Annotated in this window: 6 protein-coding genes; 2 read left to right on the top strand and 4 right to left on the bottom strand. The window is 48.5% G+C overall.

Translation table 11 applies throughout. From position 1 onward, the window contains the following. Positions 1 to 3: 3 nt before the first annotated feature. Positions 4 to 1,176, top strand: a complete 1,173-nt coding sequence (gene prpF, locus O3276_RS03525) for a 2-methylaconitate cis-trans isomerase PrpF (protein ID WP_269674397.1) — start codon at positions 4 to 6, stop codon at positions 1,174 to 1,176. A 45-nt stretch (positions 1,177 to 1,221) separates the two neighbouring features. Here prpF and O3276_RS03520 read toward each other — a convergent pair whose 3' ends face one another. The 3 genes from O3276_RS03520 to ppsR all read right to left on the bottom strand — a co-directional run bounded on the left by O3276_RS03520 (position 1,222) and on the right by ppsR (position 7,787). Continuing rightward, positions 1,222 to 3,180 carry a WD40 repeat domain-containing protein gene (locus O3276_RS03520; RefSeq protein ID WP_269674396.1) on the bottom strand — a complete coding sequence of 653 codons (1,959 nt, stop codon included), beginning with the start codon at positions 3,178 to 3,180 and terminating at the stop codon, positions 1,222 to 1,224. Positions 3,181 to 3,439: 259 nt separating this feature from the next. Then, positions 3,440 to 6,400: a hypothetical protein gene (locus tag O3276_RS03515; protein WP_269674395.1), complete on the bottom strand. Its 2,961-nt coding sequence runs from the start codon at positions 6,398 to 6,400 to the stop codon at positions 3,440 to 3,442. Positions 6,401 to 6,965: 565 nt separating this feature from the next. Then, the gene (gene ppsR / locus O3276_RS03510) at positions 6,966 to 7,787 is read right to left on the bottom strand and encodes a posphoenolpyruvate synthetase regulatory kinase/phosphorylase PpsR (protein ID WP_269674394.1); all 822 of its coding nucleotides are present in this window, start codon (positions 7,785 to 7,787) and stop codon (positions 6,966 to 6,968) included. Positions 7,788 to 8,079: 292 nt separating this feature from the next. Between ppsR and ppsA the strand changes: the two genes are divergently transcribed. Beyond that, positions 8,080 to 10,467 carry a phosphoenolpyruvate synthase gene (gene ppsA / locus O3276_RS03505; protein WP_269674393.1) on the top strand — a complete coding sequence of 796 codons (2,388 nt, stop codon included), beginning with the start codon at positions 8,080 to 8,082 and terminating at the stop codon, positions 10,465 to 10,467. A 75-nt stretch (positions 10,468 to 10,542) separates the two neighbouring features. Here ppsA and O3276_RS03500 read toward each other — a convergent pair whose 3' ends face one another. Then, positions 10,543 to 12,579, bottom strand: a complete 2,037-nt coding sequence (locus O3276_RS03500) for a WD40 repeat domain-containing protein (RefSeq protein ID WP_269674392.1) — start codon at positions 12,577 to 12,579, stop codon at positions 10,543 to 10,545. Positions 12,580 to 12,700: the final 121 nt, after the last annotated feature.

The raw sequence follows: 12,700 nt of genomic DNA, 5'->3' as shown, positions 1-12,700 counted from the left end.
TCCATGGCTCATCCTCCACAAATCAAGGTTCCTGCTACTTATATGCGAGGCGGAACCAGCAAGGGCGTTTTTTTTAATCTCACCGATCTGCCACCAGCTGCACAGGTTCCGGGTAAGGCCCGTGATGCTCTGCTTCTTCGAGTGATTGGCAGTCCGGACCCCTATGGTAAGCAGATTGATGGTATGGGTGGTGCCACGTCCAGTACCAGCAAAACGGTGATTCTGTCGCAAAGCAGTCAGCCTGACCATGATGTCGATTATCTCTTTGGTCAGGTAGCCATTGATCAACCTGTCGTGGACTGGAGTGGTAATTGCGGCAACCTGACGGCGGCTGTCGGGGCCTTTGCCATCACCAGCGGTCTGGTTGATAAGCAACGGATACCCGACAATGGCATCGCAACGGTAAGGATCTGGCAGGCCAATATCAAAAAAACCATTATTGCCCATGTGCCAATGACCAATGGTGCGGTTCAGGAAACGGGGGATTTTGTCCTGGACGGTGTGACTTTCCCGGCGGCCGAGGTTCAGGTTGAGTTTCTCGATCCTGCCGATGGCGAAGGTGCCCTGTTCCCGACAGGTCATCTGGTGGATGATCTTGAAGTACCCGGCGTTGGGACGTTAAAGGCAACCCTGATCAATGCCGGCATTCCCACCATTTTTATCAATGCTGCTGACATTGGTTACCAGGGGACTGAACTACAGGAAGTGATCAACGGCGATAAGCAGGCACAGGCCATGTTTGAGAACATCCGGGCTTATGGCGCCCTGCAGATGGGGTTGATCAGCAGCCTGGAAGAAGCCGCAACCCGACAGCATACGCCGAAAGTCGCTTTTGTTGCTGAACCGAAAAGTTACCTCTCATCCAGCGGCAACGAGGTCTCTGAAGATGAGATCGACCTGCTGGTCAGGGCACTCTCCATGGGTAAACTGCATCATGCCATGATGGGTACCGCTGCCGTGGCCATTGGCACTGCGGCCGCCATTCCGGGCACCCTGGTTAACCTCGCTGCCGGTGGTGGTAAACGAAACCCGGTCCGTTTTGGCCACCCCTCGGGTACCTTGAAAGTGGGGGCAGAAGCAGTGCTGAATAATGGGCAATGGTCAGTGACCAAAGCCATTATGAGCCGCAGTGCCAGAGTTTTGATGGAGGGTTGGGTTTGCTTGCCCGTTGCATGAAACTGCGGGGTAATCTCGGGGGACCATTTCGTGAGTCCGAGAACGTTAACCTTGATCCGGGACGATCCTCCAGAAAGTAAAAAAACTTTGTATTCTGACACCATTGCCACCGCGATCACTTTCGATCTGTATGCTGCGGTTGCATGGGCTAAAACAAAATGCATGAATTCTGTGTTCTGATGGCAACCGGTCCTTTTCCTGCCAGATCCCGTCTGCATTCACCCCCAGCAAAATCAGGTGGTCGGTTTCGGTTTCAAGGGGTGGGACAACGGCAAGCAGGCAGCTCTCATTATTAAAACACCCATCCCTGATGGAAAATTCGATACGTTGACTGATCCACTCACCGGAGGGTTGGCGTTGGTGGATATCGGTATGGCCTGACGGTTCATTACAGACAATGGTACCACCGTCAGGACTGACTCTGGTCAGAGATCCAGCCGAAAATGTTTGGGATTTGCCCCAGGTTCCGGACACCGCCTTGCGCCAGACTGATATATTACGCCAGTTTATGCTGATAAATTCATCCGGGTACACAGAAAAATGAACACTGCCTTTACCGCAATGGGACTGCTCCTGAGCAGCTGGAAGCCATTGATCCTCACTGTTTAATTCCCAGATTTCAACACCGTCATCGGTGGTGATAATCAGCAGCCGACCATCGGGACCAAAAGCAGGTTCCAGGGGGTAATACGTCGCCGGAGGCTCACAGGTTTTGACAATTCTCTGCTTTTCACGCCATTTTCCGTCCGGACCAAGGGCCGCGATAACGACAAAGAAATTATCTCGATGAATGTCAACGTCATCAATATCAACGCCAGCATTATCAAACCATGTGACAAAATGCTGATTATCCGAGCTGAATAGTACCTTGAGTTCAAACTCATCATCAGACTCAGTACCAGCATCGGTGATGAAGTTCATGTCAATATCAGTGTCTGAAACAATGATTTTACCCGTTTCTGACCAGGCCCCATCGTCTGACTTGCCCATCAGCGTGATGAATGAACCATCCCAAAGCGCGACATGACGGCTGTCATCACTGAACAACAAGTTATGAATAAGGGTCGTAATGCTGCCTTTATTTACCCACTGACCTTCCGCTTCCCGACCCAGAATGGCAACTTCACGCAACTGGTACGCACAGACCAGTGCGCTGGCATCCGGTGACAGATAGAAGTCATTCATAGGATACAGATAAACGTCATTCTTCAATATTGTCCTGATTTGAGGAAACACCTCACCGATGGTCAATTGCTGTTGCTCAACCCAGGAATCATCGTGACATTCATAAACGGACAATAAGTGGTCTTTGCCGATGTTTTTGTTGTGCGGTGGTTCTCCCACCAGGCTTTTCGACACTTTCTGTGGGATAAATAAAATATGGTTAGCGCGTTGCTGATCAAAATAGCAAATTTCATTGGATTTGATTTCAGCCGATCGGCACCAGTGACCATGACGATCCGGAGTCAGAATATCAATGAACCCATCCACTCTGGTTGCGGCAATGATGCACAGCTCAAGATCATGATAATGCCTGTCATAGCTATCCATATTCAAACTGCCAACGGGTTTCAGGGTAAGTGCCTTTGCATCAATAATCTGCTGGCGTACATGCCGGGTATAACTGGCATAAAAGGCCGGGCTCAGCTGCACAGGGAAGTGGCGCCTGGAAAATATCGATAACGTCCTGAGGTACTGAAGGAGTTGCCGGTTAGAATGAATGATTGTCTGACACGAATTCTGTTTGTCCTTTGGTAAGGAGAGGAAGTAGCGGACTTCTTCCAGTCCGCAGGCGACCAATCGGCTGGCCACTGCCTTGCATGTTTGGGCGAACGCGCTGATATCTTCAATTGATAAATGGCTGGTGATGTTCTCGAATGGTAACGTCGGCAAGGTAACCCACCAGCGATGGAAGCAGACAAGATCCCGGACTTCAGGCCTGATTTCGTTACCCACTGCCTGAGTAACAGCAGTCTCAGTATTTAACGGTTTGGCAAGCGGCAATTAATCCCCTCCCGTACCGGGCAAGAGGCCGTATTTACCCTGGCGCATATTGCCCGTTTAGAAGCCTGGTCCGGGAGCTGGCGAATACATCAATGATGACGCATTGACCGATCTCGTTCTGAAGACTGCAAATTGTTGTCAGTTCCGCACCCGGATATACCTTCGATCCGAAGTATAGAGGGTGAATTATGTCTCGCAGTAACAATTCCCGGCCGCAAGAGATGATAAATGCCAACAAAGCAATCATTAGAGATTTAACTCACAAAGTGGTCAGGGCTCCTAAGGCCAGTAACTTGACGATCACGGCATTCAGCGCAACCAATGGATTTACGCCATATTGAACGCCAAGGTCTGGCTGGTTATCCCATGTGACAAAACCAACTCCGGGAATCAGCTCACGACGTGCCAATATACTGAAATCAGCAATATTGGTACTTTCTGAACAACCCGGATATATGGATTTCGGAATTATGTTTTGTTTTATATCGTTAATGAATCTGGCGTCATGACCACACCAGTAGATGACCTCTCTGACAGCCTGTGACAGCAGCTCATTTTCATCCATGGCCTGATTCACGCACTCTTCTGTGAATTGGGGAAAGGCCTTGTGAAACAGCGTGGTCAGAATTGTCTTTATTTTACGCTCATGATTCAGCATGGACTCCCTGTCGTCAGGATCGAACTGTTGTTGAAAACAGCGGGCATATTGCAATACCAGTCCCTGGGCATTGTTGGCCAGTTCTGAAAATGCCACCTTGGCCCGGTCCTCTGATTGTTCAAAATCAAGAAACTTCTGACATCTTTTGGAGAAAAAGTAATCTTCACCCAGCTCAATCATACTTTTCGTATCACCCGCATTTCGTATGCCTGCGGGACCTGCACTGGGATGTTCTGACGCTTTTTTCCACTGAAGCATCATCCCCTCGAAAGGGGCATCCACATAAGATGAAAGGACATGGTGTTTTCTGCTAGTCATGGAATCACGGTCTGCTGTTATTACTGCTGGAGCATACAATCCGCAACTGAATAAAACACCGCAATCATGGGCAAAGTTACAGAGTCCCGCGAAAATCTGATCCGCCTGTGTTACGGGATCGAGATCGCAGGGGTATAAATGAAAAGGTGAATCTTTGGTTGATTTCAGGTGAAGGCAATAACCTGCCTTGCCTTCAATATCGCGACACTTCTCCCCGGATTTTGGCCTTTTGGCTGGAGGCGTAACTGTTGTCGAATCAATTGGCGCATTGCTCCAGTGATATCTGCCGACAACTTGGGGAATCGAGCTTTTCAAGCCATACTGACTGGCTATGGATGCCAACAGGCTGATTTTATTACCCGTTTTTGCCAGCTCTTCCGGTTTTTCCGTATCGCTGAGAAACTCCAGGTAATCCCAGCCATCATCCGTACGCTGAATGGCTAACGTACGTCCGTGCACCTCGGTAGATTCTCCCGTTAATGATACTGTCGGGGGCGGCGCTGTCCACTGTTGCGGATTGCCCGGTTTTTTCCAGTCATTATCAAACTGATTTTCCGGTGGTTGATAATCTTTATCCAATGATAGCAACAACTGCCAAATGTTAGGACTTTCCAAATTATTAAGGGGGTAAACAGACTGGCGAAATAAGGTTTCCCGCTGTTTCGCACAATCAGGATCAGTTAACCAGTGATTCAGCACATGTGTTCGATGGCCGGGAGGGGCAAGGCGTAGAAATGATTCAATGATGTCAAAATGTAATGTTGTGACGACTTTGCTATAGGCTACCAGTAGCTCATCTGATGCTGAGTAGACCAGTCGCTCATCTATTGAAACCTGACTATGTGGATCCGGCCACAGATCCGGGCGATAACTTTTTTGGCGAGTGGTAAAGGCTGCCTCTTCCTTCCGGTATTCCGGCTCCATTCGAACCAGTGACAGGCCATCGATCAACAGCCAGTCCATGAATTTCATAAAATCATCAGGGTGGGTAAGGCCATTACAGCATTTAGCCCTGCTGATCAGGATGTTCCATGCCTCACAATAACGAGGATCTTTCTGTAAAAGCCCCGTAATGTTGGTAGAAATAGTATCATCCAATACCGTAAAAATTTTTGTCGCCCACAGGCTTACATCGCCCAGACGCAAATGTTTGGTATGATCCGGGCCTGACCATCTTTTCGATTCATGATTTCCCTCCTGGTAAATGGACGCTTGCTTCATGGCAAGATGGATAAACGAATGTCCTTTCTTATTGGGAAAAATTGTATCCTTGGACCACTGTAGCCCATCATTATCGGGCAAGGTCCATAAAAATGGAGCTACCCGATTTACTGTATTGATAAATAATCGTTCATTGGTCAATCCAGCCTCTTTGGCCATTAGAAAAGGAGAATTTTTTAAATTAACGGATGCTTCCTTAAACGCCTTGCTGGTGACGGTAATACCCATTCCACATAATAATTCGGTAGATTGATGCAGTCCTCCCAAAAGAGCTGTCATTGCCATCACTTGCTGTTCACGCTGAGAAAATGAACAAATAAGGGTACGGGCTTTATCCGGTGATTGTTGTGCAATGGCTTCAAGAACAAAAAGCAATATTATGCTGTCTTTGTATCTATAAATCTCGCGAAGATTTGAAGTTCGGTGGTTGCTGAACTTATGCCTGAATAAGTCTTCAATCATATCTCTGGCATTACATTTTTGACGGAGGTAATTGAAGAACACCATTAACCTTGTATGTGAAACGGTTGGTATTGATTTAGCGATTGTTTCCTGAAACAGTCCATCAGTCATGCATCGAGTTAAAATCGTCTGGGTAAGAACGTCAAATTGAGAGTCCGCACCAGCGAAAATAGCCTTAACAAATAATAGGTCCGGACAATACGGGTTGCAGTTGTCTACCAGTTTCATCATTGTATCAAAAGGGAGGTAAACGATAGATTCAGGATTCGGATCCATCCAGGCAGGGCCGTTAATGATGGGAAACCCTTGTTCAATAATATAGGTCAGTACTTTCAGGTTGCTGGTGTTGATCCCTGCCCAAATAGCGATATCCCGAAGTACTCCTTGAATGCCATCCGCTATTATTTTTCTTAATTGAATATCCTTTGAGTAAAAACGTTTACCCACAAGGATTAAGTCCCCATCAATGTATTGACAGATATTTCTTTTAAGGTTAAAGACTTTACCCCTTAAACTGACACCGACGTGTAATTCATCAAGCTGTTGAACAAGTTTCTTCAATTCTTCCTTAACATATTCTTTTTCAACATCTTTTAAGGTAAGCAATGCCTGCAAACCCGTTTGGTTTACCAAGTTAAGGCCAGCGCTGGAAGTCACATTCTGACTGCCTTCGGTGCTTCCTGTAGAACTTCCTGTAGAACTTCCTGTAAAGCTTCCAGTAGCTTTCGGACCGCAAGGTTCAGAATGACTGACTTTGCTGCCAGTAAGGGTAAACAACCTGTTAGAACCTGCTGCACTGGTTTCAGATTCTTCAGTGTTGTCGGAGCCAGAATTGACAGGGTTGAGGTGTACCTCCTTGTCTTCAGTTTGTCGCACTGTCAGAGATTTATAATTTCCTGTCTCGTCGCAATAGCTGGCTTCTGAAGTTAAGTCTGATGCATTAGTCGTATCGGTTTTTATGCCTGTTACATCCACGTTTTCTTCCTCTTGTCAAAGATGCCTTTCCAACCATTCGACAAGGGGAAGGAAAAAAAATTCAATTCCGCTGGCCACAAGGAAAAAATAACTGTTATGCAACAATTTAATTAAGGGCAGTCCTCAGGGCCTGATGAATTTTGAATGATGGTTATTTCAGCCTTCTTGTCAGATTGGCCTGATCCATGATCCGTGTTGCAATCTCTTCGACAGAAAATTCAGTGGTATCGATATAGCTGATCTGCTCCTGGTTATAGATCTGTTCAACCATCTGTATTTCATATTGACACTGCCTGACCGAGGAATAGCGGCTGTTTGGACGGCGCTCATTTCTGATGCCTGAGAGCCGGGCCGGATTGATGGTCAAACCAAAAAGACGTTCTTTGTGCGGTCGAAGAAAATCAGGCAGCTTGATGCCCTTATCAAAATCATCCTCGGTAATGGGGTAATTGGCGGCATAGATACCAAACTGTAAACCAAGATAGATGCAGGTGGGTGTTTTGCCCGAACGGGAGGCACCCAGCACGATAATATCGGCCTTTTCATAGTGCCGGATACGGGCACCATCATCATTATCAAGGGCAAACTGCACCGCTTCGATACGACGGTGATAGCTGGCACTGCTGGTTGTGGAACGCTTCTTGCCAACGGTATACAACGGGTGTGAGCCTAACTCCATCTCCAGGCCGGGAAGGAAGGTAGCAAAGAGGTCAATAATATAAGCCCCACTGGTGTGCAGCAGTTTGCTGACCTCTTCATTCAACACCGTCATAAAGAGGATGGGTTGAATCACCTCATGCTGATGAGTCTCTTTAATCAGGGTCAGTGCCCGAACGGCTTTTTCGGGTGTATCAATATAGGGCAGGGTGTGGTGACGGAATGTTGGCCCCGAGAACTGGGCCAGCAGACTTTGGCCAAAGGATTCAGCGGTAATGCCAGTACCATCAGAGATAAAAAATACCGATCGCTCCATTTTATCGACTCCAGCAGCATAAATTCAGGGGGTAATAGTTTGAGATCACCTGTTTCTGGTACAGATAGATCAAAATGATGTGATCCAAAGTAAAAAACTCTTCCAATCAATAACATTTTCTAACAAACTATACCGAAATCTTCCCGGTGAGGTAACCGGTGTCGTCTTATTGGCAGTACTATGACAGCTTTATTTATGGCCTGGTAGCAGAGTGGAACTCTGACAGCACGGTCGGTGAATTCTCAGCGGTGAAACCCATGGTAATCCTTTGGAGTACAGGCAGGAGAGTGGCTTGAACAGTTCATCTTTACCAGAGTTTGTTGTGGGCCTGGATGCCCTGGGCAATAGTGATGTGGAGCGGGTTGGTGGCAAGAACGCCTCGCTGGGAGAAATGCTCAGCCACCTTGGCAGGGCAGGGGTTCGTGTACCCGGTGGCTTTGCCACTACGGCAGAGGCCTATCGAGACTTTCTGGATGGCTCAGGGTTATATGATCGTATTCATACCCTGTTGGATGAACTGAATATTGATGATATTCAACAGCTCACCCGGGCGGGTGCCAGTATTCGCCAATGGATTATGGATGAGCCATTCCGCCCCGAATTTGAACAGGCCATTGTCAACAGCTACCGTGAACTCTGTGGTGATCAGGAGGATCTGGCTGTGGCAGTGCGGTCATCGGCAACAGCGGAAGACTTGCCCGATGCCTCCTTTGCCGGGCAGCAGGAAACCTTTCTGAATATCCGTGGTGCACAGAATGTTCTGCGAGCGGTTCGGGAGGTCTTTGCCTCTCTCTTTAATGATCGTGCCATTTCATACCGTGAGCATCAGGGCTTTGACCATCGGGATGTGGCGCTGTCGGCCGGAATTCAGCGGATGGTGCGCAGTGAAACGGGGGCTGCCGGGGTGATGTTTACTCTGGATACCGAGTCGGGTTTTCGCGATGCGGTATTTATCACCTCCTCCTATGGCCTGGGAGAGACCGTGGTTCAGGGGGCAGTAAATCCGGATGAATTTTATGTTTACAAACCCGCACTTGAAGCAGGGCGCTCTGCCATCCTCAGGCGAAATATGGGCAGTAAGGCGATTCAGATGGTTTACGGTGATGCCCCAGAGACCGGAAGATCGGTGCAAACCGTGGATGTTGACCTTGAGAAGCGTCAGCAGTTCTCCATCAATGATGCTGATGTGCTGGAACTGGCCCGTCAGGCCATGGCCATTGAAGCCCATTACGGCCGACCCATGGACATCGAGTGGGCCAAAGATGGCGATGACCAGCAGCTCTATGTGGTTCAGGCCCGGCCTGAGACAGTACAAAGTCGAACTGAGTCCAGGACGCTGGAACGTTATCGCCTGTTGCAACAGGGTAATGTTCTGGCAGAAGGCCGCAGTATTGGCCAGCGCATTGGTCAGGGGCGTGTCTGTCTGGTGGCTGATCTGGCGGATATGGACCGGGTTCAGGATGGCGATGTGCTGGTTACTGATATGACCGATCCAGACTGGGAACCGGTTATGAAGCGGGCTTCAGCCATTGTCACCAACCGGGGTGGGCGTACCTGTCACGCCGCTATTATCGCCCGAGAGCTGGGTATTCCAGCAGTGGTCGGGTGTGGTGACGCTACCCGCCGACTGCAAGATGGTCAGGCGGTAACGGTTTCCTGTGCCGAAGGGGATACCGGCTTTATTTATCAGGGTGAGTTGCCGTTTGAGCACCAGAAGAAAGATCTGGATCAAATGCCTGAGTTGCCCTTCAGGATTATGATGAATGTGGGGAATCCTGACCGGGCTTTCAGTTTCTCCCGACTGCCCAATTCGGGTGTTGGGCTTGCTCGACTGGAATTTATTATCAACAAGATGATCGGTGTTCATCCCAAGGCTTTGCTGAACTATCAAACTAATCCAGACAGCGTCCCCGATGCCGTCAGACAGCAGATTGATGAGCGAATGGCGGGCTACGATAATCCTGTTGACTTTTATGTTGAAAAACTGGTTGAAGGCGTCGCTTCTATTGCTGCTGCTTTTGCCCCGGAAAAAGTTATTGTCCGACTTTCAGACTTCAAGTCTAACGAATATGCCAACCTGATTGGCGGCAAGATCTATGAGCCCCATGAAGAGAACCCGATGCTGGGCTTTCGTGGCGCTTCCCGCTATATCTCGGAATCCTTCAGGGACTGTTTTGAGCTTGAATGCCGGGCGATGAAGCGGGTCAGGGACGAGTTCGGCCTGACCAATGTTGAACTGATGGTGCCATTCGTCCGAACGCCGGATGAAGCCCGTCAGGTCATCAACATTATGTCTGACTTTGGACTTCGTCGTGGTGAACATGGCCTGAAGATTATTATGATGTGCGAACTGCCTTCCAATGCGCTGCTGGCTGATGAGTTCCTGGAATATTTTGATGGCTTCTCCATTGGCTCTAACGATATGACTCAGCTGGCCCTGGGGCTTGATCGGGATTCCGGCTTGATTGCCCATCTTTTTGATGAGCGTAATGCCGCCGTCAAGCAGTTGTTGTCCATGGCGATTCAGGCCTGTCACCGACAGGGTAAATACATCGGTATTTGCGGCCAGGGGCCCAGTGATCATCCTGACTTTGCCCGCTGGTTGATGGAAGAGGGCATTAATACCGTTTCCCTGAACCCCGATTCGGTTCTGGAAACCTGGCTCTATCTGGCGGAATGACTTGATAGTCCCTGTGTGGGGTTGTGCAAAGATTGCCCAAGGGGGCTGACAGGAATCTTCCAGAGAAGTACTGTGTCACCTTTGGGCACCCCCCCCGGGGTTATTTTTGCAATGGATTATTAAATGACTACCATCGGGGCTAAAATCCGCCACTTTAACGGGATGATCCAGTTTTATCATCTCTCTTTCTGCCCATTTTTCATCATCACCGATACTCCAGAGTTGCACAAAGCCGGGCTTGTCATGATCTTTGGAATCTTTGCCAAAGATCAGGAAATGGTTCTCCCATTTATTAAACTGGGCGAATTTGATCAAATAGGGGCCAGGTTTTGTCAATGCCAGTTGTGTCCATTTGCCCTTGTCGTCTCGCCCCATGATGCAGGCGGTACTGTCCTGGCTAACGGAAAATGCCAGACGGCCTGATCGGGAAAATTGAGCAACATCAATTGTTTTTTGATGCTTAACCGCCAGCTGCTCCAGCCATTCACCATCTGTGTCAAGCCCCTGAATTTTCACAGTGCAATCATGACCGACGGTCAGTACACTGTCTTCCTTAACATTGAAGTGAGCAATGATAATCCCTCCCCGATGACATACCCGTGCTCTCTCAATCAGGTTGCCTTCCCTGTCATCACCCCAAATGCAAGCGTAATTTGTTTCATTGCCATAGCTCAGGAGCTGTTTTTCTGAACGACTGAAGATAGCTCTGTTACTGCCGGGGTGCTCAAGGATGTGGGGTTTGTTCAGATTGCCTGAACCGCAATCCCAGATTTTAAAAGAGCCACCACCGAAGTCGGCCAGTACTTTATACCCCGAGGTGCTGAAGCTGGCATTATCACAACTCGGGATCTCTATTTTTTCTACCCAGTCAACATTAGCATTATAACCGGAAATTTTTGTTTTCCTGGCTAAATCACGGGTAAGTGCAAATGTCGCTGAGGGATTGAAGGAGGCTGAGCAAATACGGTTGGTCCCTTTAACGCCCTGGTGAATTTCTCCGGGTTGCTCAGAATGATGAACCTCTCCGACCTGCGACCATTTGCCGTAGGCATCGTGAGCCAGGAAGAAAACCCGGTTAGCCAAGAGGACAAGGGCATGGCTCTCATCCCAACTCAACTGGCAATCAGAAATTACACGGTCGCACTCCTTGACAAATTTAGGAACAATACAGTTGCGCTGCTCATTAAGGTGCCAGATGGTCGCTTTTTCAACATTGTGAGTCATTAAAAAAGTATTCGTGGGGACGAAATTCAGTGCTCTTGGCCCACATTGTCTGATCTTTACTGGCTGGTCTAGCAGAGTCCACCGGCTGCCATCCAATCGCAAAACATTGATTCTGCCGACGCTGTGATCGTAGGTCATAATCTTGTCCTGCACCGGGTTGAAGCTTGCCATCACTGGTTCATAGCCATCTTCAAGTGGCGAGTGCTCAAGCACCCGCGACTCCACCCAATGGCCATCACTATTGAGTGTACTCACCTTGACCTTGCCATCCTGGCTGCAGCAAGTCAGAAGCGTGTTTTCCGACCGGTTAAGCTGGGGAATAATCTTCTGGGCCCCAACCCTGCTCCTGCTGTTCTCCGACCAGTTACCATCCGCGTCTTGTCGCCAGCTTACCAGGCTATGATCTTTCAAACTGTCGCAACCACTGATGAAGAGGTGCTTACCCGAAGGGCTGATGTAGGTTTGAAGAATATAACAACCGAAGTGGGCCTTCATTTGGAACGTAAGATAATTGGTCTGGCACTGGAAAATTTCACTCGTCGCCGGGTCAATATTGCCCGGCTCAATACGACTATCGCACTGTATCGTACTGATATCAGGCTGTTGCGATGTGCTGTCTGGTGATAAACGATTCGCGGAAAAACGCAGCCCGACAATTTCCAGCTTACGATGCTCAATATCTATGCTGGTCGTCCATTCGGAAGGTAAATGCTGTTTCAGTCGTTTGAACGATTGATCCTGACCCTGTTCAGAGGCTTCTCTGACACGTTTATTGTAGCTGGCCACTAACCCGGATATTGGCTTCAGGCCCTTTATTAATGCCTCTTCATCTTTTTTCAAACCGCTTCCATCTACACTTCTGAGACTACTCTGCGCTATTGGTTGCATGATAACTCCTGCCTGATTGGCTAATAGATGGTTTATTTATACGACCATTGTTAAGTAGCACTTTCTGGATCTTTGTCCCATCCTGCTATTAACTGTCTGAGCATTCAGGAACTGAACTGTA

Source organism: Endozoicomonas sp. GU-1 (assembly GCF_027366395.1).
Taxonomy (GTDB): domain Bacteria; phylum Pseudomonadota; class Gammaproteobacteria; order Pseudomonadales; family Endozoicomonadaceae; genus Endozoicomonas.
This window is presented reverse-complemented; position numbering and strand designations above follow the sequence as displayed.

What these genes read in the sequence shown, in the direction of transcription:
- ppsR (WP_269674394.1), bottom strand. Translation starts at nt 7,787, where the DNA reads ATGGAGCGATCGGTATTTTTTATCTCTGATGGTACTGGCATTACCGCT.
- O3276_RS03500 (WP_269674392.1), bottom strand. Translation starts at nt 12,579, where the DNA reads ATGCAACCAATAGCGCAGAGTAGTCTCAGAAGTGTAGATGGAAGCGGT.
- prpF (WP_269674397.1), top strand. Translation starts at nt 4, where the DNA reads ATGGCTCATCCTCCACAAATCAAGGTTCCTGCTACTTATATGCGAGGC.